General features: G+C 60.9%; 25 protein-coding genes, 1 tRNA gene and 1 pseudogene. 14 read left to right on the forward strand and 13 right to left on the reverse strand.

Translation table 11 applies throughout. The annotated features are described in order from the left end of the window. Positions 1-9 precede the first annotated feature (9 nt). The 5 genes from ACR0KJ_RS05310 (at position 10) to ACR0KJ_RS05330 (ending at position 3,246) form a co-directional block, all read left to right on the forward strand. Positions 10-981, forward strand: a complete 972-nt coding sequence (locus tag ACR0KJ_RS05310; RefSeq protein WP_170450076.1) for a beta-ketoacyl-ACP synthase III — start codon at positions 10-12, stop codon at positions 979-981. A gap of 97 nt (positions 982-1,078) precedes the next feature. Beyond that, entirely contained in the window at positions 1,079-1,381 is a 303-nt protein-coding gene (gene ihfA / locus ACR0KJ_RS05315) for an integration host factor subunit alpha (protein ID WP_008755922.1), read from the forward strand. 18 nt (positions 1,382-1,399) lie between these two features. Then, a complete protein-coding gene (locus ACR0KJ_RS05320) occupies positions 1,400-1,966 on the forward strand; it encodes a MerR family transcriptional regulator (protein WP_170621947.1) in 567 nt (188 codons plus the stop codon). A gap of 62 nt (positions 1,967-2,028) precedes the next feature. Beyond that, positions 2,029-2,105 (forward strand) — tRNA-Pro (locus ACR0KJ_RS05325). A gap of 61 nt (positions 2,106-2,166) precedes the next feature. Continuing rightward, on the forward strand, positions 2,167-3,246 hold the full coding sequence (locus ACR0KJ_RS05330) for a 2'-deoxycytidine 5'-triphosphate deaminase (RefSeq protein ID WP_480626119.1): 1,080 nt from the start codon (positions 2,167-2,169) through the stop codon (positions 3,244-3,246). A 3-nt stretch (positions 3,247-3,249) separates the two neighbouring features. Here the strand turns inward: ACR0KJ_RS05330 and ACR0KJ_RS05335 are convergent, their stop codons facing one another. From ACR0KJ_RS05335 to argS, 6 genes are all read right to left on the reverse strand, one after another. After that, a complete protein-coding gene (locus ACR0KJ_RS05335; protein ID WP_480626120.1) occupies positions 3,250-3,468 on the reverse strand; it encodes a hypothetical protein in 219 nt (72 codons plus the stop codon). Positions 3,469-3,532: 64 nt separating this feature from the next. Further along, positions 3,533-4,183: an SMC-Scp complex subunit ScpB gene (gene scpB, locus ACR0KJ_RS05340; protein ID WP_480626121.1), complete on the reverse strand. Its 651-nt coding sequence runs from the start codon at positions 4,181-4,183 to the stop codon at positions 3,533-3,535. Beyond that, positions 4,176-4,970, reverse strand: a complete 795-nt coding sequence (locus ACR0KJ_RS05345; RefSeq protein ID WP_170450066.1) for a segregation and condensation protein A — start codon at positions 4,968-4,970, stop codon at positions 4,176-4,178. Before ACR0KJ_RS05345 ends, scpB begins: the two co-directional genes overlap by 8 nt. Continuing rightward, complete coding sequence (nagZ, locus tag ACR0KJ_RS05350; RefSeq protein ID WP_480626122.1) at positions 4,960-5,967, reverse strand: beta-N-acetylhexosaminidase; 1,008 nt, start codon at positions 5,965-5,967, stop codon at positions 4,960-4,962. The genes ACR0KJ_RS05345 and nagZ overlap by 11 nt, the downstream gene beginning before the upstream one ends. Beyond that, positions 5,964-6,995 carry an SPOR domain-containing protein gene (locus ACR0KJ_RS05355; RefSeq protein ID WP_170621950.1) on the reverse strand — a complete coding sequence of 344 codons (1,032 nt, stop codon included), beginning with the start codon at positions 6,993-6,995 and terminating at the stop codon, positions 5,964-5,966. Before ACR0KJ_RS05355 ends, nagZ begins: the two co-directional genes overlap by 4 nt. An 87-nt stretch (positions 6,996-7,082) precedes the next feature. Beyond that, entirely contained in the window at positions 7,083-8,831 is a 1,749-nt protein-coding gene (gene argS / locus ACR0KJ_RS05360; RefSeq protein WP_480626123.1) for an arginine--tRNA ligase, read from the reverse strand. A 133-nt stretch (positions 8,832-8,964) separates the two neighbouring features. On the opposite strand from argS, the gene ACR0KJ_RS05365 reads away from it, so the two are divergent. Beyond that, positions 8,965-9,516 (forward strand): molybdopterin-binding protein, encoded by a 552-nt coding sequence (locus ACR0KJ_RS05365; RefSeq protein ID WP_170450060.1) that lies wholly within the window; start codon positions 8,965-8,967, stop codon positions 9,514-9,516. Here the strand turns inward: ACR0KJ_RS05365 and ACR0KJ_RS05370 are convergent, their stop codons facing one another. Beyond that, positions 9,517-10,659 carry a deoxyguanosinetriphosphate triphosphohydrolase gene (locus tag ACR0KJ_RS05370; protein ID WP_170450058.1) on the reverse strand — a complete coding sequence of 381 codons (1,143 nt, stop codon included), beginning with the start codon at positions 10,657-10,659 and terminating at the stop codon, positions 9,517-9,519. It lies immediately after the preceding gene. A gap of 76 nt (positions 10,660-10,735) precedes the next feature. On the opposite strand from ACR0KJ_RS05370, the gene ACR0KJ_RS05375 reads away from it, so the two are divergent. After that, positions 10,736-11,059, forward strand: a complete 324-nt coding sequence (locus ACR0KJ_RS05375; protein WP_170450056.1) for a HesB/IscA family protein — start codon at positions 10,736-10,738, stop codon at positions 11,057-11,059. A gap of 182 nt (positions 11,060-11,241) precedes the next feature. Beyond that, positions 11,242-12,021, forward strand: coding sequence for an exodeoxyribonuclease III (gene xth / locus ACR0KJ_RS05380; protein WP_170450054.1), 780 nt, complete (start codon positions 11,242-11,244; stop codon positions 12,019-12,021). Positions 12,022-12,025: 4 nt separating this feature from the next. On the opposite strand, the gene ACR0KJ_RS05385 is transcribed toward xth, so the two are convergent. Next, complete coding sequence (locus tag ACR0KJ_RS05385) at positions 12,026-13,177, reverse strand: FAD-dependent oxidoreductase (protein WP_480626124.1); 1,152 nt, start codon at positions 13,175-13,177, stop codon at positions 12,026-12,028. Between the two features lie 71 nt (positions 13,178-13,248). Beyond that, positions 13,249-13,671 carry an RNA polymerase-binding protein DksA gene (gene dksA, locus ACR0KJ_RS05390; RefSeq protein ID WP_170450050.1) on the reverse strand — a complete coding sequence of 141 codons (423 nt, stop codon included), beginning with the start codon at positions 13,669-13,671 and terminating at the stop codon, positions 13,249-13,251. Between the two features lie 379 nt (positions 13,672-14,050). Between dksA and ACR0KJ_RS05395 the strand changes: the two genes are divergently transcribed. The 5 genes and pseudogenes from ACR0KJ_RS05395 (at position 14,051) to ACR0KJ_RS05415 (ending at position 18,173) form a co-directional block, all read left to right on the forward strand. Next, a complete protein-coding gene (locus ACR0KJ_RS05395; protein ID WP_170450048.1) occupies positions 14,051-14,896 on the forward strand; it encodes an AAA family ATPase in 846 nt (281 codons plus the stop codon). Between the two features lie 88 nt (positions 14,897-14,984). Beyond that, positions 14,985-15,443: pseudogene (locus tag ACR0KJ_RS05400) on the forward strand (N-acetyltransferase family protein); the annotation flags it as partial. After that, positions 15,440-16,807 carry a DUF2927 domain-containing protein gene (locus ACR0KJ_RS05405; protein WP_480626125.1) on the forward strand — a complete coding sequence of 456 codons (1,368 nt, stop codon included), beginning with the start codon at positions 15,440-15,442 and terminating at the stop codon, positions 16,805-16,807. The pseudogene ACR0KJ_RS05400 and the gene ACR0KJ_RS05405, both read left to right, overlap by 4 nt. A 7-nt stretch (positions 16,808-16,814) precedes the next feature. Continuing rightward, positions 16,815-16,985: a hypothetical protein gene (locus tag ACR0KJ_RS05410; protein WP_170519210.1), complete on the forward strand. Its 171-nt coding sequence runs from the start codon at positions 16,815-16,817 to the stop codon at positions 16,983-16,985. Positions 16,986-16,988: 3 nt separating this feature from the next. Beyond that, a complete protein-coding gene (locus ACR0KJ_RS05415; RefSeq protein ID WP_480626126.1) occupies positions 16,989-18,173 on the forward strand; it encodes a vWA domain-containing protein in 1,185 nt (394 codons plus the stop codon). 69 nt (positions 18,174-18,242) lie between these two features. On the opposite strand, the gene ACR0KJ_RS05420 is transcribed toward ACR0KJ_RS05415, so the two are convergent. Together ACR0KJ_RS05420 and ACR0KJ_RS05425 are read right to left on the reverse strand one after the other, a co-directional pair. Continuing rightward, positions 18,243-18,686, reverse strand: coding sequence for a YqfO family protein (locus ACR0KJ_RS05420; RefSeq protein WP_170450038.1), 444 nt, complete (start codon positions 18,684-18,686; stop codon positions 18,243-18,245). Between the two features lie 82 nt (positions 18,687-18,768). After that, on the reverse strand, positions 18,769-19,485 hold the full coding sequence (locus ACR0KJ_RS05425) for an ArsR/SmtB family transcription factor (RefSeq protein WP_480626127.1): 717 nt from the start codon (positions 19,483-19,485) through the stop codon (positions 18,769-18,771). A gap of 181 nt (positions 19,486-19,666) precedes the next feature. On the opposite strand from ACR0KJ_RS05425, the gene ACR0KJ_RS05430 reads away from it, so the two are divergent. Then, positions 19,667-20,353 (forward strand): M48 family metallopeptidase, encoded by a 687-nt coding sequence (locus ACR0KJ_RS05430; protein WP_170519220.1) that lies wholly within the window; start codon positions 19,667-19,669, stop codon positions 20,351-20,353. A gap of 106 nt (positions 20,354-20,459) precedes the next feature. Here ACR0KJ_RS05430 and ACR0KJ_RS05435 read toward each other — a convergent pair whose 3' ends face one another. Further along, positions 20,460-21,002: an RSP_2648 family PIN domain-containing protein gene (locus ACR0KJ_RS05435; RefSeq protein ID WP_480626128.1), complete on the reverse strand. Its 543-nt coding sequence runs from the start codon at positions 21,000-21,002 to the stop codon at positions 20,460-20,462. Next, a complete protein-coding gene (locus tag ACR0KJ_RS05440; protein WP_170519226.1) occupies positions 20,999-22,201 on the reverse strand; it encodes an RSP_2647 family RNA methyltransferase in 1,203 nt (400 codons plus the stop codon). The genes ACR0KJ_RS05435 and ACR0KJ_RS05440 overlap by 4 nt, the downstream gene beginning before the upstream one ends. Between the last annotated feature and the right edge of the window lie 17 nt (positions 22,202-22,218).

The following is a 22,218-nucleotide window of genomic DNA, read 5'->3' on the forward strand; positions in this document are numbered from 1 at the left end:
TACCCCAGCATGGCAGGCCGCTCAGTTGTTGTAGGTGTCGGGCATTATTTGCCAGAACGCGTTGTTCCGAATTCCGAGTTCGAAAAGACACTCGACACCACCGATGAATGGATCCGGACCCGGTCCGGGATCGAACGTCGCCATTTTGCAGCCGAGGGGGAAACCACGTCGGATCTGGCCACCAACGCCGCTCAGGCGGCCCTTGCGGATGCCGGGCTTGAGGCGGACGATATCGACGCCATCGTCCTGGCCACCTCAACTGCTGACCTGACCTTCCCTTCCGCCGCGACGATGGTTCAGGCGCGGCTGGGTATGACCAGGGGGTTTGCCTTTGACGTACAGGCCGTCTGCGCCGGGTTTGTCTTTGCCCTCAGCAATGCCAACGCGCTGATTCTGTCGGGTCAGGCCAAACGGGTTCTGGTCATCGGGGCCGAGACGTTTTCGCGAATCATGGACTGGACCGACCGCTCGACCTGCGTCTTGTTCGGCGATGGCGCGGGGGCATTGGTGCTTGAGCATCAGGAAGGCCACGGCACCTCAGATGACCGGGGCATTCTGGCAACCGATCTGAATTCGGACGGGCGCTATCGGGAGTTGCTGTACGTGGATGGTGGCGTATCGACGCAATCCACCGGCTATCTGCGCATGCAGGGCAATCAAGTCTTCCGTCACGCTGTTGAAAAGCTGACCAAAACGGCCGAAACCGCCCTGTCGAGCGCCGGCCTGTCCAACGAAGATGTCGACTGGATCGTGCCGCATCAGGCCAATATCCGCATCATTCAAGGCACCGCCAAGAAAATGGGCCTGCCGATGGAAAACGTGGTCGTAACCGTGCAGGACCACGGAAACACCTCGGCCGCCTCGATCCCGCTGGCCCTGTCGGTGGGCAAACAGCGCGGGCAAATCAAGCCCGGCGATCTGTTGGTGACCGAAGCCATCGGCGGCGGCTTGGCCTGGGGCGCGGTTGTCCTGCGCTGGTAACAAGCGCATTCCAGCTTACACACCCGCCTGCAATTCATTGATATTGACAGCGAATTTGCGTGGACCCTATGCTTTGATATCAACAGGGGAAAAAGGTATGGGCGACAAAACACTGACCCGAATGGATCTGAGCGAGGCCGTCTTTCGTGAGGTGGGCCTTTCACGCAACGAAAGCGCACAGCTGGTCGAAAGCGTTCTGAACCACATGTCTGACGCTTTGGTGCGCGGCGAGCAGGTGAAAATCTCGTCTTTTGGTACGTTCAGCGTTCGCGACAAAACCGCCCGTATCGGTCGCAACCCCAAAACCGGCGAAGAGGTTCCGATTCAGCCGCGCCGCGTGCTGACCTTCCGCCCGTCGCATCTGATGAAAGATCGCGTCGCTGCCGGGAATCGCAAGTAACCCGAGGGCCGCACGGACATGAGCAAATCTCCCGACGCGTTTCGCACAATCTCTGAGGTTGCGGACTGGCTCGGTGTTCAGGCCCATGTTCTGCGGTTTTGGGAAAGCCGGTTTACCCAGGTCAAACCTGTCAAACGGGCCGGAGGACGGCGGTACTACCGCCCCAATGATATGCGCCTGCTGGGCGGTATCAAAAAGCTGCTGCATGAAGATGGCATAACGATCAAAGGCGTGCAGCGCATTCTGCGCGAACAGGGCATCGCGCATGTGGCGTCGCTGTCGCCAGAGCTGGACGATGTCGCAGCGTCTGAAAACGCCGGTGATGATACTGTCGTACCCTTCACCTCCGCCCCTGCCCCAGCGTCGGAACAGATTCATATGGATTTGGGCGAACCGCAGGCGGCGCGGCCAGACGTCGCACCCGCGCAGGAACCCGAACTGGACGCGGCCCCACTGATGGGGGGAATCGCCTCACTGGCCTGGAACCGGTCCGAGTTTGATGAGGAACTTCTGGGCCGAATCGCGCCGCTGGCGAAAGACCTGCGCAAATGGCTGGATCGGGTCGAAACCCAAGCGGCGGGATAGGACAAAAAGGCAGTGTTTTCCTCTTGCCCCTGCCGGGAAATTCTTTATGAACACCTCAACGTCGGGCTATGGCGCAGCCTGGTAGCGCGTCCGTCTGGGGGACGGAAGGTCGCAGGTTCGAGTCCTGCTAGCCCGACCAAATCACACCGACGTTTATGGCAGACAGGCCAGATCCCGCTCTGGCATCAGGGGGGATCGGAATGACAGGTGTATGTCCAAATCAACAGATCGAAGCGATGATCACGCGCGGCGAGATCACCGCGAGCCCGGATGTGATCCCTACACAGGTGCAACCGGCCAGTCTTGATCTGCGTTTGGGAACAGTGGCTTACCGGGTACGCGCGTCGTTTCTGGCCGGTGAAGGGCGCTCAGTCGCCGACCGGCTGGCCGAGTTCGAGATGCACCGCATCGACATCACCGACGGGGCCGTTCTGGAAAAAGGCTGCGTTTATCTGGTGCCGCTGATGGAATCGCTGGCCCTGCCCGACAGCATCACGGCCGTGGCCAACGCCAAAAGCTCGACCGGGCGTCTTGACCTGCTGACACGTACCATCACCGATGGCGGGACCGAGTTTGACCGGGTTCCTGCAGGCTATACCGGACCGCTATACGCCGAGATTTGCCCGCGATCATTCTCGGTGCTTGTCCGTCCGGGGATGCGCCTGAACCAGATCCGGTTCCGTCAGGGACAGGCCGTTTTGACCGACGCGGAACTGATGACGCTGCACGGGGAATCGCCTTTGGTCGATGGGCCTGCGGTGATTCAGGACGGACTGGGGTTCTCGGTCGATCTGCAATTGCCCGACAGTGATCTGGTGGGATACCGCGCCAAGCCCCACACCGGGGTGATCGATCTGGACTGGATCGGCGAATATGACCCGCAGGAATACTGGGAAGAGGTGCGCACCACAGACGGTCGCATCATCCTCGACCCCGGCGCGTTCTACATTCTGGTCAGCCGCGAGGCGGTGCATATTCCGCCCATGTATGCCGCCGAAATGGCCCCCTATCTGGCCATGGTCGGAGAGTTTCGCGTACATTACGCGGGCTTCTTCGACCCCGGATTTGGCCACGCTGCCGCAGGCGGTGCCGGGTCGCGCGGAGTGCTGGAGGTGCGCTGCCACGAGGCCCCGTTTGTGCTGGAACACGGGCAGGTTGTCGGGCGGCTGGTTTATGAGAAAATGGCCGAGATGCCGACGCAGCTATATGGTGCGGGCATTGCGTCGAACTATCAGGGTCAGGGCCTGAAACTGTCCAAACATTTCAAGGCCGTAGGGTAATTCTCAGAATTTCATGAACCGGCGCATCTGCCGCGTCATCCGCTGGGCCTGTCGCAGGTTCTTTGCGTGATTTGCCGTGTTGGGGCGTTTTTGTGCACCTGGCGCTGCATCGGGCTTTTGACCATTGCGGGTAGCCATATCAAATCCTTTGTCCACGCCCTTGTTGACAAGACGGCGCATGACCTGTCGCACGATCATGTCGATGATCCGATTGGCATTCATTGCTCAACTCCGTTTCTCAAACCACAAGATAGGCATCCTGTGCGGCAACAAAAGGGCGGCGCGATCACTCTTCCTCGAACAGCTCGCTTTGATCCTCATTCTCAGCGTCGTCCTGACTGTCCCCCAGCGGGATTGTGCCCGGCGGCGGACGGTTTTCCAGCAACCCTGCGGCGCGCAGTTCTTTCAGCCCCGGCAGGTCGCGGGCATTCTCAAGCCCGAAGTGATCCAGAAACTGCGGCGTCACCACGAACGTCACCGGGCGGCCCGGCGTCATCCGGCGGCGGCCGAGCCTGATCCACTCCATCTCAAGCAACTGGTCGATGGTCCCGCGAGAGACCGAGACTCCCCGGATTTCCTCGATCTCGGCGCGTGTGCAGGGCTGGTGATAGGCCACAATCGCCAACGTCTCGATAGCCGCGCGGCTTAGCTTGCGGGTCTCGACCGTTTCCTTCTGCATCAGAAAACCAAGATCGGCGGCGGTTCGGATCGCCCATGCGTCGCCGACGCGTACAACGCACACACCGCGCCCTTCATAGCGTTTCTGAAGTAATTCAACCGCTTGCCCCGCATTGCTGCCATGAGGCATCCGCGCTTCGAGGTCGGCAATGGTGACCGGCTCGGCGCTGGCAAACAGCACCGCTTCGACCATGCGTTCCTGCTCGGCCAACGGGGGCGCTTCGAACAGGGTACCGGTCTCTTCGGGGGTGTCAGTCACGTGTTTCGGTCCTCTTGCGCAATTGGATCGGGGCAAAGGTGTCGCTTTGCTTGATCTCCATATGTCCTTCTTTCACCAGCTCCAGCGAGGCCGCAAAGGTCGCCGCCGTGGCTGATCTGCGCCGCACCGGGTCGGCGTCCCAGCCTTGGGGCAGATAGGTCTCCATATCCGTCCATGTCCCCGCAAACCCGATCAGCGGGCGCATTCGTTCCAATGCCTGCTCCATCGTGAAGACGGCATCGCGGTCCATCACAAAGGGGCGGAATTCGTCGCGGGTGCGGATACGCGCATAGCCCTGCATCAGGTCCAGCAGCGTGGCGGAATAGGTCACGGTGCGGATGCGGGTCACATCCTCGCCCTGCCCGCGCTTGAAGAAATCGCGCCCCAACTGGTCGCGCGCCATCAGACGCGCGGCGGCGTCGCGCATGGCTTGCAGACGTTCCAACTGGAACGCCAGATGCGCCGCCAGTTCCTCGCCCGACGGCCCTTCGTCATCCGGGTCCGGCGGCAGCAGCAAGCGGGATTTCAGAAAGGCCAACCAAGCGGCCATCACCAGATAATCGGCGGCCAGTTCGATCCGCAGCGCCCGCGCCTTTTCAACAAAGGCCAGATATTGCTGCGCCAGCGCCAGAACCGAGATTTTTCGCAGATCGACCTTTTGCGTGCGCGACAAGGTCAGCAGCACATCCAGCGGGCCTTCGAACCCGTCAACGTCAACAATCAGCGCCTCGGCGGCCAGCCGATCGGCGACCGAGACCGGGTCTTCGCTGAAAAGGTTATCGTTCATATACCTGCCCGCCCATTAGGGCAGATAGTTCCGCCTCGGCGGCCTCAATGTCAAGTTCCGCAGGGGTTTTGCGCATGGTCAGGGCGCGCTCTGCGCGGGTCTGCGCCGCCTGCGTCATCTGGCCCGCAGCTTCCAGCACTTCGGCCCGTTCGGCAAAGCTACCATTGCAGTGCAGAACAACGTCACAGCCCGCCTGTAGCGCCTGCCGCGACAGGTCCGCGACAGAACCGCTGAGCGCTTTCATCGAGATGTCGTCGGTCATGATCAGCCCTTCAAACCCGATAACCTCGCGGATCACGCGCATCATCGGGGCCGAGATCGTGGCCGGGATCTGGTCAATCTGTTCGAACACCAGATGGGCCGTCATCCCCATAGGCAGATCGTTCAACGCGCGGAAGGGCGCAAAATCAGTTTCGGTGAGTTCATCCAGCGACAGATCAACGCGCGGCAGATCGAAATGGGTGTCCAGCGTCGCCCGACCATGGCCCGGCATGTGCTTGACCACGGGCAGAACCCCGCCATCCAGATGCGCCTGAGCCACGGCGCGCCCGATCTGACCAATCGTGCCCGCATCCTCGCCATAACAGCGATTGCGCAGAAAGGCATGGGTTTCCGCCCGTGCGGTATCCACCATTGGGGCGCAGTTGCTGTCGATCCCAAGCTCGAACAATTCATGCGCAATCAGGCGATAGCGCAGATACATGGCCCGTTCCGCCTGATCCCCTGCCCTTTCGGCGTGATCCAGTGGCGGCATCCATTCGCGCGCCAGTGGCGCGCGCAGGCGCTGCACGCGCCCGCCTTCCTGATCGATTGTGATAGGACAGTTGCGCCCGACGGATTCGCGGAAATCATCGCAGAGCGCGCGCACCTGATCGGCGCTTTCGATATTTCGGGCAAACAGAATGAACCCGAACGGGTTCATCTCGCGGAACAAGGCCCTTTCATCATCGGTCAGCCGCAAACCTTCGGCATCGGTGATTACGGCCCCGAAACTCACCTGACGGCCACCGGGATGCAGTCAGCCCCTTGCGCCACCAGCGCGGCGCAGAATTGACGCGAGTCGCTCAGGTCTTCAAATCCCAGCACGCGCAGGCGATAAAACGTGCGCCCACCGCTTGAGGTTCGCTGAATAACACGCTGTTTACCATTCATATATTCGCCAAATCGACCATCCAGACGAGACCATTCCGCCTTGGCCACATCAGCGCTTTCGAACGCCCCAAGCTGCGCCAAACGGGTGCCCTTGCTCAGCGTGTCGGGGTCAACATCCAAACCAGCCGCAGCCTTCACGGCGGCATTGATCGCATCCTCCGAGGCAGCAGCGGCCGAAACACGGCGCGCGGGCCGCGTGTTGGGGCGAAGCGAGCGGCGTACGCCCGGCAGTTCCGCAATCGCCGGATCAGGCAGAGATGCGGCCAGATCGGCGGGGTCAATGGCGGGTTCTTCTTCGGGCGTCGCCAGCGCGGCAACCTGCACACCGGGTTCCGCCTCTTGCTGGTTCCGCGCGGCCTCGCCCGCCAGTTCAGCGACCAGCGCGTCAACCGCGTTCTGCCGCAGTTCTGCCGCCTCCTGGTTCGAAATCGGCTCTTCCATCACATGCAGCGCCTGAGTTGGCATCAACTCTCCGGCGGGCAGGTCTTCGTCGGTCAGCGAGACCGGGCGTGGGGCAAGGATCAGGCGATCCGCAGGTGCCGCAGCCGAGCCTTCGGCAGCGACGGCATTGACGGCAAGCCCCTGATGGTCGGCAGGCTGGCCACCCGGATTTTCGGGTTGAATACGCATCGGCCCTTCGGCGGCGCGCACGACCGGGACGCCACTGACATCCCGCATGACCAACTTGTAGCTCCAGATACCGACACCGGCGACCAGCGCCAGAGAGGCCACCGCCCCCAGCACATTCACCGCTTTGCCCAGCCCGAAAGAGCCACGCGGCGCATCGTCAGCGTGCGCATCCTGTGCATGCGGTTGATTCGTGTAATGCATATGCTCGGGGCCTTGCTGCCCCGAGTAATCGTAACTCGCCATGTCCGCCTCACTGCCCGTTTGCGCCTTAAAAACACGGCGCGCGGGTCATTTCTTGCCTACCTCAGACCGGCGTTTCGGGCGATTTTGTTACCGCATCTCCTGCGCCGGAGTGACGCCAAGAATACCCAAGCCCGCTGAAATCACAACAGAAACAGCCCGCGCCAAGGCGATTTTCGACTGGCTTGTGGCAACATCGCCATCCTGGATGAAGCGCAATTGGGTTTCATCATTGCCTTTGTTCCACAATGCATGGAAATCCCCTGCGAGTTCATACAGATAGAAGGCAACCCTGTGCGGCTCATTGGTGCGCGCCGCGATTTCCACCAAGCGCGGCCATTCGGCCAGCTTCTTCGCCACAGTCAGTTCCGAGGCGTGATCGTTCTTGCTGAGGTCAGCACCTGTAAGCGTCGCATCATCGGCGGCAATCCCGGCCTCGGCGGCGCGACGCAGCACGCTCATGACCCGCGCATGGGCGTATTGCACGTAGAACACGGGGTTCTCGCGGCTTTGCTCCAGCACCTTGTCGAAATCGAAATCCAGAGGCGCGTCGTTCTTGCGCGTCAGCATCACGAAACGGGTCACATCCGGGCCAACCTGATCGACCACATCGCGCAGCGTGACAAAGTTCCCGGCCCGCTTGGACATCTTGAACGGCTCGCCATTCTTCCACAGCTTCACCAACTGCGTCAGCTTGATATCCAGCGGCACCTTGCCATCGGACAGCGCCGAAACAGCCGCCTTCATCCGTTTGACATAGCCACCATGGTCAGCACCAAACACGTCGATCAGCGCGTCAAAACCACGGCTCACCTTGTCATAGTGATAGGCGATATCGGGGGCGAAATAGGTCCAGCTGCCGTCCGATTTCTTGACCGGGCGGTCCACGTCATCACCATGCTCGGTGGATTTGAACAGGGTCTGCTCGCGCGGTTCCCAATCCTCGGGCTTCTTGCCTTTGGGCGGCTCCAACACGCCTTCATAGATCAAGCCCTTGTCGGTCAGCGACGCCAGCGCAGCCTCAATCCGGCCTGTGCCATAGAGGGATTTCTCCGAGAAGAACACGTCCATCTCAACGCCCAGCGCCTTCAGATCGGCGCGGATCAGGTCCATCATCGCGTCGGTCGAGAACTCGCGCAGGTCCTCCAGCCATTCGCTTTCCGGCTTGTCGATCAGACTGTCGCCATATTTCTCTTTCAGCGCCTCACCGATCGGGATCAGGTAGTCACCGGGATAAAGACCTTCGGCAATCTCGGGGCTGAGGCCATTGGCCTCGCGATACCGTTCATAGGCCGAGCGTGCCAGCACATCCACCTGCGCGCCGCCATCGTTGATGTAATACTCGCGGGTCACGTCATGACCCGAATAGGCCAAGAGGCTTGCCAAGGCATCGCCGAACACCGCGCCCCGCGTATGGCCCACATGCAACGGGCCGGTGGGGTTGGCCGAGACATACTCAACATTGACCTTCTGCCCCTGCCCCCCCATGGTCGAGCGGCCATAGTCGGTGCCCTGCTCCAGCACCGCCGCCAGTACGCCCTGCCAGACGGTCGGCGCAAGCCGCAGGTTCAGAAAGCCCGGCCCGGCCACCTCGGCGCTGGTGATCCGCCCGTCCTCGGCCAGTTTCCCGGCCAGCACATCAGCAATGTCGCGCGGCTTCATCTTGGCCGGTTTCGCCAGCACCATCGCCGCGTTGGTCGCCATGTCGCCATGCGCCGCGTCGCGCGGAGGTTCGACCGCCACGTTGTCAAAGCTCAGCCCCTCGGGCAGCGCGCCTTCGGACTGCATCTGCGCCAGCGCGTCCAGTACCAGGGCACGGATCTCGGAAAACAGGTTCATTACGGATGTCCTTTTGCTTGCCGGGCGGTTTACCACGCACCACGCCAAGGTCAATGGACGCCTAAAGTTTGCGCTTGGTTTACCGTCAAAGCCCGCTAGTGTCGGCAGAAATCCACGAACCGGAGATCCGACAATGCGCCTTGCCCTGCCGTTGAGCCTGATGCTGACCACCGCCCTGCCGCTCTGGGCCGATATACCCGCGCCGCAGGGCCATGTGCTGCTGACACTGGGCGGAGCCGTGACCGAGACCAACCTGCCCGCCCGCGGCGAGAATGACGGCGGGTTGTTGGGTTATCTTGAGGTCCAGCACGACGGCGCGGCTGGTTTCGATGCTGTGATGCTGGACGGGCTCGAACAGGTCGAGATCACCATAGCCTACGGCCCCGAAGGCAATCAGCGCGACATCGCATTCTCCGGCCCGCGCCTGTCAGATGTGATGACCATGGCCGGGGCCGAGGGGAAGACGGCAAAGCCGATGGCGTTGGACGGTTATCAGGCCGAAATCCCGTGGGACAGCATCTCAGCACATCAACCGATTGTTGCCACGCACGCCGATAGCAACCCGATGGGCATCGGTGGCTATGGCCCGACCATGATCGTCTTCCCGCCCACCGACGACCCCGATCTGGCGCAGGAACAGGCCAGTCAGCAGGTCTGGGCACTGGCTTATATCGGGATCGAGTGATCAGCCTCCGGTCAGCCGCGCATGATCCTGCAGGGCGAACCGGTCCGTCATGCCCGCGATGTAATCCGATACGATCCGGGCCAAAGCCGTCTCATCACCGGCCGCTTCGATATCGTCATGCCAATGACCCGGCATCTGTTTCGGGTCATTCAGATAGATCGGGAACAGCTCCTCGACTACTTTGCTGACCTTGGCCCGCACCTCCATCACCGAAGGCGCGCGGTACATTCGCGTGAAAAGGAAGGCGCGAATTTCTTTCAGCTGAGCCCAGAGATCACCCGAGAACTGGATGACCGGATACCCGAGGTGCCGGATATCTTCGACAGACCCAGCCCCTGAGGCCGCAATCAGATCAGCCGAGGTGTCAATGACATCCGAGACCATAACTCCAAAGACCCGCCGCAACGCTTCATGCCGACGGCGGTAAGGGTCGAGGCCTGGGTATTTGGCGTCCACCTCGGCAAAACACGCGCCGACAATCGGCAGGTTCTGAATGTCTGCATCCGTGAACAGGCCCGCCCGCAACCCGTCGAACAAATCATGATTGTTATACGCGATATCATCTGAAAGCGCCGCCACCTGCGCCTCGGCGCTGGCATGGGTGTGCAGTTCAAGGTCAAACCCCTGATTGCACTCGGCCAGTGCCCAGGGCAGTTCGCCGACCACCGGGCCATTATGCTTGGCGATCCCTTCCAGACATTCCCATGTCAGATTGCAGCCATCAAACTCGGCATAGTGACGTTCCAGCTTGGTCACGATCCGAATGGCCTGCGCATTGTGATCAAACCCGCCATAGGGCGCCATCAGCGCGTGCAAGGCGTCCTCGCCTGTATGCCCGAACGGCGTGTGTCCCAGATCATGAGCCAAAGCCACGGCCTCGGTCAGTTCGGGGTTCAGCCCCAACGCCCCGGCAATGGTACGCGCCACCTGAGCGACTTCGATGGAATGGGTCAGACGGGTGCGATAGCTGTCGCCTTCATGCTCGACAAACACCTGCGTCTTGTGTTTGAGCCGCCGAAACGCGCTGGCATGAATAATCCGGTCGCGATCACGCTGAAAGCATGACCGGAAACTGCTCTCCTCCTCCGGCACCAGCCGCCCCCGCGCGCGGGCTGGGTCCGAGGCAAAACCCGCTCTTTCCAAAGGTCTTGTCCTTGTCGCCTGTCCTGAGGTTTCATATATTGTACCCGGCTTAGGAAATAAACCTTTGGAGATTGGCATGAATCTGCCCCCAACAGTCACGGAACGCGCCTTTGATCGCCTCGCCGAGATCGGCGCAGCGGATCAGGGTCAAGCCCTGCGCGTCGCGGTGGAAGGCGGCGGATGTTCCGGTTTTCAATACGAAATCGCACTGGATAAACCTCAGGACGACGATCTGGTTCTTGAGGGCAAGGGCCAAAAGGTCATCGTGGATTCCGTTTCCCTGCCGTTTCTTGAAAATGCCGTCATCGACTTCACCCAGGAACTGATCGGCGCGCGGTTTGTGATCGAGAACCCCAACGCCACCTCCTCCTGCGGCTGCGGCACCTCTTTTTCCATGTAGCGCAGGTGGGGGCCAGCCCCCACACCCCCGGGATATTTGTAGCCAGATGAAGCAGGGATCCGTCTCTTCATCTGGCCATAAATATCCCGGAGCGCGAGGCAGAGCCTCGCAAACCCGCCATCCGCCTTGCCGTTGGGCCGGTTCTGCGCGATAGGTTGCCCTGAGGCATCGGAGGAGCGCGCATGAAAATCGCCACGTTCAATATCAACGGCATCAAGGCGCGGGCCGAGGCCCTGCCCCGGTGGCTGGATGATGCGCAGCCCGATGTCGTTCTGCTGCAAGAGATCAAATCGGTGGACGAGAACTTTCCACGCGAGTTGTTCGAAGAGCGTGGTTACAATGTCGAAACCCATGGCCAGAAGAGTTTCAACGGGGTTGCCATCCTGTCGAAACTGCCGCTTGAGGATGTTTCGCGCGGATTGCCCGGAGATGACGAAGATGAGCAGGCGCGCTGGATCGAGGCAACCGTTGTTGGAAAGCAGGCCTTACGGATTTGCGGGCTGTACCTGCCCAATGGCAACCCGGCTCCGGGCCCCAAATACGACTATAAGCTTGCCTGGATGGAACGCCTATATGCGCGCGCCAAGGACTTGATGGCCAGTGAAGAACCCGCGCTGATGGCCGGGGACTACAACATCATTCCGCAGCCCGACGACGCCAAACGTCCCGATGCGTGGCGCGAGGATGCTCTGTTTCGCCCCGAGAGCCGCGCGGCGTTTCGCAAGATCCTGAATCTTGGGTTTACCGAGGCGTTTCGCGCCCGCACCCAAGGCCCCGGGCACTACTCGTTTTGGGATTACCAAGCGGGGGCCTGGAACAGGAATGACGGCATCCGGATCGACCATTTTCTACTGACGCCGCAAGCCGCCGACCTGATGCGCGACTGCCGGATTGATGCCGAGGTCCGTGGGCATGAAAAGCCGTCGGATCACGTTCCGGTCTGGGTGGATCTGGAGATCTGACAGATCAGGCGGTCACGTCGTGGCTGTAAATCCATTCGTACCGGCGCGTCAGATGCGGCCCCAGGGCTGAAAGCGCCAGCTGCGCGGCAAACCGCATGGGGCCTTGCAGGTGAAAGTTGCGGGCGTTTGCGGCAGCTGTGGCGACGACACGCTGGGCGCGAGGGATGCGTGTTGCCTCATAGGCCGCAAGGGCGCGGGCCACGCCCGATTGGTCCGTGAAGGACCGCGCCAATACCCAGGCGTCTTCCAGTGCCAGACAGGCCCCCTGCGCCATGAAAGGCAAGGTTGGGTGCGCGGCGTCCCCAAGCAAGGCAACACGCCCGTTTTGCCATGTCTGGGCGACGGGCCGCAGGAACAGCGCCCAGACATGCGCTTCCTTCACCTCGGCCAAAATATCGCGCACGGGGCCACCGAAGTCAGCGAACCGGGCGCGCAGATCATCTGGATCGCCCTGCTTGCGCCAGCCTTCTTCCTGCCAGTCAGACCGCTCTTCTACTGCCACGATATTCATGAGTTTCTGGTCGCGCAGAGGGTAAGTCACCACATGGCGGCGTGGACCCATTGTAAGGGTTGCGCGCGGCTCTGCTTCGGCACCACTCCACGGGAGCGTCGCGCGCCAGGCGACCTGATGGGTGAAACTGGGCATCTCGGGCCCGTTCAAGTCGGGCCGGATGGCGCTTCGCCCGCCATCGGCGGCTATGGCACATTCGGCGCGGAGGCGTTCCCCGTTAGCCAACACAATCTCGGCTCCTGCGGGGTGCTTGTGCACCTGGGTCACGCGCGCATTTAATCGTATGTCCACGCCCGCCTTTTTGGCCGCGTCATGCAGCAGATCCAGAAGATCGGCGCGGTGGTAGTAATAGGTCGCCCCCGCCGTCGGGCCCGGAACGCGGCTGATCACACGCCCTTTGCGATAGTCGCACAACACCGTGCCGTAAGATCGCTGCCCCAGTTCGGGGATGTCCGAGACCACGTTCAGGGCGTGCAGAACGCGCATCCCGTTTGCGCTGATCTGCAGGCCCGCCCCGACCTCGGTCAAGGCGGGGGCCTGTTCCAGCACTGTCACTTGCGCCCCGCGTTGGCGCAAAGCCAGCGCTGCGGCCAGCCCGCCGATGCCGCCGCCGATGACACAGAATCTAAGTCCGTCGATATTCATGCCCTTGGCTTAACGCAAAAACGCCGAGGCGACAGGCCCCGGCGTTTGTGTTCTTGTGGATTCCGCAGCGATCAATCGTCGCGGTGAACCTTCTCGCGCCGCTCGTGGCGTTCCTGCGCCTCTAGCGTCATGGTTGCAATCGGACGCGCATCCAGACGTTTCAGCGAGATCGGATCGCCTGTCTTTTCGCAATACCCGTATTCGCCTTCGTCGATCCGGCGCAGGGCCGAGTCGATCTTGGCCACCAGCTTGCGCTGACGATCCCGGGTGCGCAGTTCCAGCGCACGGTCGGTTTCCTCGCTTGCGCGATCGGCGACATCGGGAATGTTTCGGGTGTTGTCTTGCAGCCCTTCGATCGTGTCGCGGCTGCCTGCGAGTAATTCTGTCTTCCAATCCAGCAGCTTGCGCCGAAAATACTCAAGCTGCCGATCATTCATGAAAGGTTCATCTTCGGCCGGGCGGTAATCGTCCGGCAGAAAAACTTCCTGCTTCATATTTGCTCCCTCGGTATGGCCTGAAACGTCGGTAGCGGTAGTATCACCTGACATTTGGCACCCCCTTCTGCGCAGCGTTTATCCGACGGGCACACGATTGTCACTACACAAACGTAGGACCAGCGCGCCGGGTCACTGGGCTGTCTAAATATGAGACTTGAAACAACAAAACGTTGTTTTTCAGTGGTCATACGCAGGTTTTTTTGAGGCAAGTTTCAACCGGCGGCACAACGGGGCACCTGCGAATCACGTAAAAGGGTTTGGAGTCGTTGCGATTTTCCGCTGAATCGACGCAGCGACCCGGGTTGTCAAAAACCCCACCCCTCTGTAACCCGGAACGCAGATCACTCGCACCCGCGCGCTACCACATGAGGGGCCCATGACCGCACGTTTCCAAGGCACAGCCGAATATGTTGCCACAGACGACCTGAATATCGCCGTGAACGCCGCCGTCACGCTGGAACGTCCCCTGTTGGTCAAGGGGGAACCCGGCACCGGCAAAACCGAGCTGGCCAAGCAGGTGGCCGGTGCGCTGGGTCTGAAAATGATCGAGTGGAATGTGAAATCCACCACCCGTGCGCAGCAGGGCCTGTATGAATACGACGCCGTCAGCCGGTTGCGCGACAGCCAATTGGGTGAAGAGCGCGTGCATGACGTCGCAAACTATATCCGCAAGGGTAAACTGTGGCAGGCGTTCGAGGCAGACGAAAAGGTCGTGCTGCTGATTGATGAGATCGACAAGGCCGATATCGAATTTCCCAACGACCTGCTGCAGGAACTCGATAAGATGGAGTTCCATGTCTACGAGACCGGCGAGACCATCCGGGCCCAGAACCGTCCCATCGTCATCATCACCTCAAACAACGAAAAGGAACTGCCCGACGCCTTCCTGCGCCGCTGTTTCTTCCACTATATCCGCTTCCCGGACGAGGCCACGATGCGCCGCATTGTCGAGGTGCACCACCCCGGCATCAAGGATGCACTGCTGACCACCGCCCTGACGCAGTTCTACGAAATCCGCGAGACGCAGGGGCTGAAGAAAAAGCCCTCGACCTCGGAAGTGCTGGACTGGCTCAAGCTGCTCTTGGCCGAGGATCTGACCGCCGAGGATCTGAAACGCGATGGGGCCAATGCCCTGCCCAAGCTGCACGGGGCGCTGCTGAAGAACGAGCAGGACGTGCATCTGTTCGAGCGTCTGGCCTTTATGGCGCGCAGCAAGCGCTAAATTGCCTTTGAACAGGCTGTGAACGCGGCTTGCCTTGCGACGGGGTGGATGTCAGCATCGAAAGACCTAAGCTTATCTCAGGAACAGGACGCATCGCTTGGCCAACGCACCGATAATTCGCCCCCTCACGGCTGAGGACAGGGATCAATGGGCCGAGATGTGGCACGCCTATCTGGCGTTCTATGAAACCTCCGTCCCGGATGAGGTCTACGACACTACGTTTGAGCGCCTGTTAGGCGATGATCCGCAGGATTTCTCGTGCTTTGTCGCGGAACAGGATGGCAGGCTTGTGGGCCTGACGCATTTTCTGTTCCACCGCCACGCCTGGAAGGTTGAAAAGGTGTGCTATCTGCAGGACCTGTTTGCCCGGCCCGAAGCACGCGGAACCGGGGTCGGGCGCGCCCTGATCGAAGCGGTATATGACGAGGCTGACCGACAAGGCGCGCCTTCGGTCTACTGGCTGACGCAGGATTTCAACCACACGGCACGAAAGTTATATGACCGGATCGGCACGCTGACGCCCTTTATCAGGTACAATCGCTCATGATGCGTTGGGGCGCGCTTGCTGCGGCACTGGTGCTTTCCGCCTGCGCATCCGTCGAACGGATCGAGCTACCGGACAGCGTGAAAGTTGTCGAACGGTCACTGCCCCCGGCCAAGACGTTTTCAACGGCGCGCCCTACCCCTCCGGCGCGGTCGAACACCAACATCGCTTCGGATTTTGTCGATCTGCATTTCGCACTGGAAGGCGGTACAAAACTGCCGGTGTTCACACGGTTCGAAACGCCGGTCACGGTCCGTCTGACCGGCAGGCCCACGCCCAGTATGCAGCGCGATCTGACCAGTCTTCTGTCGCGGCTGCAACGCGAAGCCCGGATCGATATTCGCCAGATCACCGAGGGTCAGGCCAACATCACTATCGAGGCCGTCAGCCAGCGCGACATTCACCGCATCCTGCCAAACGCGGCCTGTTTCGTGGTGCCTAACTCTTCCAGCCTAGAAGAATACCGCCGCGACCGGCGCAAGATCAAAAGCAGCTGGACCGAACTGCGCCAGCGCGAGCGATTGGGGATTTTCATCCCCTACGATGTCAGCCCTCAGGAAATGCGCGATTGCCTGCATGAAGAACTGGCACAGGCGCTGGGGCCGTTGAACGACCTGTATCACCTGCCGGATTCGGTGTTCAACGACGACAATATCCACACCGTTCTGACCGGGTTCGACATGCTGATCCTGCGGGCGGCCTATGCGCCCGAGTTGCGCACCGGCATGACCCGCGAACAGGTCGAGGCGGTGATCCCGGGTGTGCTGAGCCGTCTGAACCCGCGCGGCGATCGGCTGGCAGTGCAGCCATTGACCGAAACACCGCGCGAATGGATCGACGCCATCAACAAATCCCTCGGCCCCGGCCCCGGATCCCCCCGGCAAATGCGGGCCGCCCAACGGGCCGCCGAAATCGGCCGGCAATTGGGATGGACCGACCATCGCCGCGCCTATCCGCATTACCTGATGGGCCGCATGGTCCAGTTCCGCGATCCGGCAGCGGCGTTGCAACAATATCAGATCGCCATGCAGTTCCTGAACGCCACACCGGGAACCGAGGTGCACCGCGCCCACGTCACAACCCAGACCGCCGCCTTTGCCCTGGCACAGGATCGCGGGCCGGACGTGCTGCCGCAGCTGGACAGCGCCATTGATGTGATGACCCGTACCGAAAATGCCTCACTCCTCGCGACGTTGCTACTGCTGAAATCCGAGGCGTTGAAGCAGGCCGGACAGATGCAGCAGGCACGCGCCGTCAGGGTGGACAGTCTGGGGTGGGCGCGATACGGGTTTGGCTCGGATCTGGTGGTGCAGTCGCTGGTGGAAAGCGGCGCGGCTGGACGTTTGGACAACAATACAAGCGGATGACAAACGAATGCTCGTAGTACTGGGAATGGCTGTTTTGGGTGCAATCCTGGGCGTTTTGAGCGCACGCAAGCGCAACGGCAACGCTGCGGATATGGCGCAATACGCGGCAGGCTATGGCATTGCCTTTGCCCTGGTGGGCCTGATCCTGTCGCTGATCCTTGTGCGGTTTGTGGGGTAGCCCATGTTCCTGCCCTTCTTCGAAAACCTTCGCAAAGCAGGCATCCCCGTATCCCTGCGCGAATATCTGACCTTTCTGGAAGGCATGAAGAAGGGTCTGGCCACCTATGATGTCGAGGCGTTCTACTACCTCGCCCGTGTCTCGATGGTGAAGGACGAGCGCAACATCGACAAGTTCGACCGCGCCTTTGCCGCCAGTTTCGAAGGGCTGGGCGAGATCAGCTTTGATCAGGTGCTGGATGCCGTCGACATCCCCGCCGACTGGCTGGCCAAAATGGCCGAGAAACATCTGAGCGATGAGGAAATGGCCGAGATCGAGGCGCTTGGCGGGTTCGACAAGCTGATGGAGACGCTGCGCGAGCGTTTGCAGGAACAGCAAGGCCGCCATCAGGGCGGCAACAAGTGGATCGGCACCGCCGGGACCTCTCCGTTCGGGGCTTACGGCTATAACCCCGAAGGCGTGCGCATCGGCCAGAAGGAAAGCCGCCATCAGCGTGCCGTGAAAGTCTGGGACAAGCGTGAATTCAGAAACTTGGACGACACAGTTGAATTGGGCACCCGCAACATCAAGGTCGCCCTGAAACGCCTGCGCCGATGGGCGCGCGAGGGCGCGGTCGAGGAACTGGATCTGGACGGCACCATCCGCGCCACGGCTGAACACGGCTATCTGGACGTCAAAACCCGGCCCGAGCGCCATAATGCAGTCAAGGTGCTGCTGTTTCTGGACGTCGGCGGCTCAATGGACCCGCATATCAAGGTGGTTGAGGAATTATTTTCAGCCGCGCGGACCGAATTCAAGCATCTGGAATACTACTACTTCCACAATTGTCTCTATGAAGGTGTCTGGCGCGACAACCGCCGCCGCTGGGATCAACAGACCCCAACCCATGAGGTTCTGCGCACCTACGGCCCGGACTACAAATGCATCTTTGTCGGCGACGCCTCGATGAGTCCCTACGAAATCGCCTATCCCGGCGGTGCCAACGAACACTGGAACCAGGAGGCCGGGCAAGTCTGGCTGGAGCGCGCGCGGGAACAGTGGAGTTCTAACCTGTGGATCAACCCGGTGCCCGAGAAGTACTGGGAATACACCCATTCCATCGGCATGGTCCGCGAGATTTTCGAGAACCGGATGGTGCCCATGACGCTGGCCGGGCTGGAACAGGGCATGCGGGACCTGACGCGGTAGCTGCGCTGCCCGCTTTAAGCCCTATTCGACCGACTTTACGCTTTGAAAGAACGGCGGCTTTTGCAACCGCTACCGGTGTTCTTCGGGCACCCAGTCTTCGGCATCGCTGTTCCAAAACCTGTTGGGATTGTCTTCGTCTACGCCGCGAATGTGAAGCGTCCGGAGATACTGGCCCACGTACACAACCGGTTCTTCGTAGGGGTGAGATGCATAAATGGCCTTCAGAACGTGCACGGATTTGGCTTCCTCACCGCCTAAGAAAAACGAGACTTCCACGCAGGGCACTTCGACTGCCTTCTCAGTAGCAGCATTGCGACCGCTCCCCAGTGACCTGAACTGCTGGGTTCCCAACGTGGTCTTGTATGTCACGGAATCATAATCTCCGTATTTCAGCCTGTCCTCGATCAGAACCGCATCCACGATCCTTTGTGCATGTGTATCGGGTACCTGAACAATAATCCGCAGCCCCTCTTCGGATACGAATCTATCATTGTCGAACGTGGGTAGTGCCATTGTTGCCTCCAACTGATGTGCAGTCGGAATAACCGGGATCGGTGTCACCGGCAGAAAAGACAGTTCGTTAACGACCGAAGTATCAGACTGGATTGAAGAGATCGATATCCGGTTGGGTTATACCGAACTGGCGCTTAAGCGCATTCCACCCTTCATCGGTGATGTTCAAAGCTCGACTGCCAGTGCGGCGCTCCAACCACCCTGCTTCCAGAAATCTATTCATGATCCCAGTTGCCAGCGGGCCCGAAATGTGATGCCGCCTCTCCGTCCAGTCGAGGCAGAGCTTCGCCGGAGGCTTGCCCGTACCACCGATTGGACTCTGGATGCCGATATCATCGAGGAAGCTTCGATAGCGCGGACCGGCTGAGAGAGTGTCATTGTGTACTTTCAGCACATTGAGCGCGATCAAGCGATCTGTCATCAAAACACCCATCCTGCCCGCGATGTGGTTGTAGCAACTGCGTGACAGAAGAGTGTCCGTGCCAAGCTGACCGGGACGCGACAAATGCTCGGTGGGAGAAAGCTGGGCCAGCCCTTCCAGAATTGCGGCGACTTCTGCATTGGCGATCCGGTGATAGATATGTCTTCCGCTACGTAGTGAAGCGGTCAGGCCTGCATGTTCGAGCTGCTTTAGATGACCACTTGCCGTCTGCGGGCTGACGCGTGCCGCACAGGCCAACTCCTTGTTGGTGAAAGCGCGGCCATCCATCAACTCGCAAAGAATTCGCGATCGGCTGGGATCGGCCAAAGCTGCGCCAATAATATCCAGTCTTGGTTCGACGGTCATACTGGCCAGCATATACGCACCCTTCAAACACAGCCAGAGCGAACGCTTCGATGGTGGCCGAAGTAAGAAGCTGTTTTGGCAGATCGGGTATTGGCGCAAAGGCAGCAAAATAACCGTTTATCCGCTTCGTTGCGCACAGCAGAATCTAAACTTTTTGTTTGCCCCCAAAGCCTCACGCTACCATATCTACCCCATGTTGCGTTTCACCCCGATCCTTCTCGCCATTGCTTATGGCCTTGTGATGTACCGGATTTCCGTCTGGCGCACCCATCGTGAGTTGGACCAGAAGTCGACCGAGCTGGCTGATCCGGCGTTGAAGCGGATGACCGATCGGCTGGCCGCCGCTTTGGATATCGCGCGGGTGCCGGTTTATATTTATGAGATTGATCCGGTGAACGGTCTGGCCGCGCCGGATGGGCGGATTTTCATCACGCGCGGGTTTTATCGCAAGTTCCGGAACGGTGAGGTCTCGGCCGAGGAAATGGCCAGCGTGATTGCGCATGAGCTGGGGCATGTGGCCTTGGGTCATGCGCGGCGTCGGATGATCGATTTCTCGGGACAGAACGCCTTGCGCACGGCGCTGATCCTGGTGCTGAACCGGTTCATTCCGTTTGTCGGCGCGATGATCGCCAATGCGCTGACCTCACTGCTGGCCTCGCGCCTGTCGCGGCAGGATGAGTATGAGGCTGACGAATACGCCGCTGCTTTGCTGACCAAGGCCGGGATCGGGATCGGGCCGCAGAAATCCTTGTTTCACAAGCTGGAAGATCTGACGCAGCAGAGGGCTGGAATGGTGCCTGCCTGGCTCATGAGCCATCCGAAGACGGGTGAGCGGATTGCGGCGTTGGAGGCGCTTGAGCAGCGTTGGGCGGGTGGCTGAGGGGGGCGTAGCGAGAGGCCAGCCTCGCCGCCAATGGCGCTCGAACCAATGGCGCACCCATGGCAGCTCTCCGAGATATTTTCAGCCAGATGAAGTGGGATCCGGCCTATTGAATGAGTGCTTTGCCCAGGCGCGGCAGGCGGGCTTTTTTCATCAGCGCGCGCAGGGTCCATTGATCGCCGGACAGGCGGTTGGCTTCGGCCAGGACCTGGTTGGCGATATTGGTCATGCCGTCGGGGTCGGTTTGCCAGAAGCTGTGAAGCAGAGTGTCGGGGTCGCGGCGGTCAAGCCCCTCTTCCGCAAGGATGTTTTTGGGGAAATCCTTGGCGTTGACCGTGACGATAAGGTCGGCTGAGGCGTCAATGGCAGTTGCCAGAACGTGGATATCTGCCGGGTCAGGCAGCCACAGGCGCTGTTCAAGCCCCGGTGCGGGCGCGCGTTCGGCCTGCGGCCATTGCACCTGAGCCAGGGCGATTTCGGCGCGGGCCTGGGCCTCGCCCTCGGGGCCGAGTTTGCGGGCGGCGCGGGCCCATTCTTCCAGTATGCGTGCAGACCAGATCGGGGTGAAATGGCCGAGTTTGGCAGCACCCAACAGCATCTCTCGCATCACCGTGGGGTAGATGACGCAGGTGTCCAGAACCGCCTTCACAGCCGGTAGAACACGGCTTTGAGGTAACCGCTTTCGGCCAGTTGCGGCAGTTGCGGGTGGTCGGGGCCTGCGAAACCTGTGTGGATCAGTTGCGCTTGGCGTCCGGCCCGGCCAATCCCGCGCGATGAGGCGTCGCGGAAGCGTCCAAGATCGGCGGCGTGTGAGCAGGAGCAGAGGCCCAGATAGCCACCGGGCTTGACCAGCGGCGCGGCCAGACGCGCGATGCGCTCATAGGCGCGCAGCCCCGCATCCAGCGCCTGTTTCGACGGCGCAAAGGCGGGCGGGTCGCAGATGACAACGTCGAATTGCGCGCCCTCCTCGCCCAGTTGGGTCAGCACGTCGAAAGCATCGCCCTGGCGGGTCCGGAAACGACCCGAGCAGCCGGTTGCCTCGGCCCCTTTGCTTGCCAACTCCAAAGCGGCGGCAGAGCCATCGACGCAGGTAGCTTGCGCGGCCCCTCCGGCCAGCATAGCGAGGCCAAAGCCGCCTACATGGCTGAACACATCCAGCACCTGTGCGCCGGGATGAACCAGTCGGGCAGCAAAGGCATGGTTCGGGCGCTGATCGTAGAACAGGCCGGTTTTCTGGCCGCCGGTCAGGTCGGCCATATAGGTCGCGCCATTCATCGGCACCGGTAACGGCGCGTCCGGGGCCGACCCGCGCAGGGTTTGGTTCACGTCATCCAGCCCCTCAAGCCCGCGGGTGCGGCCTGAGGCGTTTTTGAGGACGGTCGTCACTCCGGTCACCTTAACCAGCGCCTCGGTCAGTGTCTCCAGATGTGCCTCGGCCCAGGCGGCGTTGGGCTGGATCACACAGGCGTCACCGAAGCGGTCGATGATCACACCGGGAAAGCCGTCCGCCTCGGCGTGGATCAGGCGGTAATATGGCGCGTCGAACAGACGCTCGCGCATGTCAAGCGCGCGGCGCAGGCGGGTTTCGAACCAATCCGCGTTCAACTCGGCGTCGAGGTCGCGATCCAGCACGCGGCACATGATTTTGGACTCGGGGTTGACGGCCACCAAGGCAATTGGCGCGCGTTTGTCATCTTCGAGCACAGCCAGTGCCCCGGCGGGGATTTTACGGGTGCGGCGGTCGGTGACGATGTCATTGGCGTAGACCCACGGGAACCCGTGGCGCAGACCGCGCGCATTGGCTTTGGGTTTCAGGCGGATACGGGGGCGGTCGGCGGTTTGGGTCATGACCGCCTCATAGTCTC

The sequence above is a fragment of the Ruegeria sp. AD6 genome (assembly GCF_056542325.1).

Excerpts from the sequence above, each read along its gene's own strand:
- ACR0KJ_RS05430 (WP_170519220.1), top strand. The coding sequence starts at position 19,667 with ATGTTGCGTTTCACCCCGATCCTTCTCGCCATTGCTTATGGCCTTGTG.
- ihfA (WP_008755922.1), top strand. The coding sequence starts at position 1,079 with ATGGGCGACAAAACACTGACCCGAATGGATCTGAGCGAGGCCGTCTTT.
- argS (WP_480626123.1), bottom strand. The coding sequence starts at position 8,831 with ATGAACCTGTTTTCCGAGATCCGTGCCCTGGTACTGGACGCGCTGGCG.
- ACR0KJ_RS05410 (WP_170519210.1), top strand. The coding sequence starts at position 16,815 with ATGCTCGTAGTACTGGGAATGGCTGTTTTGGGTGCAATCCTGGGCGTT.
- ACR0KJ_RS05330 (WP_480626119.1), top strand. The coding sequence starts at position 2,167 with ATGACAGGTGTATGTCCAAATCAACAGATCGAAGCGATGATCACGCGC.
- ACR0KJ_RS05320 (WP_170621947.1), top strand. The coding sequence starts at position 1,400 with ATGAGCAAATCTCCCGACGCGTTTCGCACAATCTCTGAGGTTGCGGAC.
- ACR0KJ_RS05365 (WP_170450060.1), top strand. The coding sequence starts at position 8,965 with ATGCGCCTTGCCCTGCCGTTGAGCCTGATGCTGACCACCGCCCTGCCG.
- ACR0KJ_RS05310 (WP_170450076.1), top strand. The coding sequence starts at position 10 with ATGGCAGGCCGCTCAGTTGTTGTAGGTGTCGGGCATTATTTGCCAGAA.
- ACR0KJ_RS05375 (WP_170450056.1), top strand. The coding sequence starts at position 10,736 with ATGAATCTGCCCCCAACAGTCACGGAACGCGCCTTTGATCGCCTCGCC.
- ACR0KJ_RS05425 (WP_480626127.1), bottom strand. The coding sequence starts at position 19,485 with ATGCTGGCCAGTATGACCGTCGAACCAAGACTGGATATTATTGGCGCA.
- ACR0KJ_RS05415 (WP_480626126.1), top strand. The coding sequence starts at position 16,989 with ATGTTCCTGCCCTTCTTCGAAAACCTTCGCAAAGCAGGCATCCCCGTA.
- ACR0KJ_RS05395 (WP_170450048.1), top strand. The coding sequence starts at position 14,051 with ATGACCGCACGTTTCCAAGGCACAGCCGAATATGTTGCCACAGACGAC.
- ACR0KJ_RS05405 (WP_480626125.1), top strand. The coding sequence starts at position 15,440 with ATGATGCGTTGGGGCGCGCTTGCTGCGGCACTGGTGCTTTCCGCCTGC.
- ACR0KJ_RS05420 (WP_170450038.1), bottom strand. The coding sequence starts at position 18,686 with ATGGCACTACCCACGTTCGACAATGATAGATTCGTATCCGAAGAGGGG.
- xth (WP_170450054.1), top strand. The coding sequence starts at position 11,242 with ATGAAAATCGCCACGTTCAATATCAACGGCATCAAGGCGCGGGCCGAG.
- ACR0KJ_RS05385 (WP_480626124.1), bottom strand. The coding sequence starts at position 13,177 with ATGAATATCGACGGACTTAGATTCTGTGTCATCGGCGGCGGCATCGGC.
- dksA (WP_170450050.1), bottom strand. The coding sequence starts at position 13,671 with ATGAAGCAGGAAGTTTTTCTGCCGGACGATTACCGCCCGGCCGAAGAT.
- ACR0KJ_RS05345 (WP_170450066.1), bottom strand. The coding sequence starts at position 4,970 with ATGAACGATAACCTTTTCAGCGAAGACCCGGTCTCGGTCGCCGATCGG.
- ACR0KJ_RS05335 (WP_480626120.1), bottom strand. The coding sequence starts at position 3,468 with ATGAATGCCAATCGGATCATCGACATGATCGTGCGACAGGTCATGCGC.
- ACR0KJ_RS05440 (WP_170519226.1), bottom strand. The coding sequence starts at position 22,201 with ATGACCCAAACCGCCGACCGCCCCCGTATCCGCCTGAAACCCAAAGCC.
- ACR0KJ_RS05355 (WP_170621950.1), bottom strand. The coding sequence starts at position 6,995 with ATGGCGAGTTACGATTACTCGGGGCAGCAAGGCCCCGAGCATATGCAT.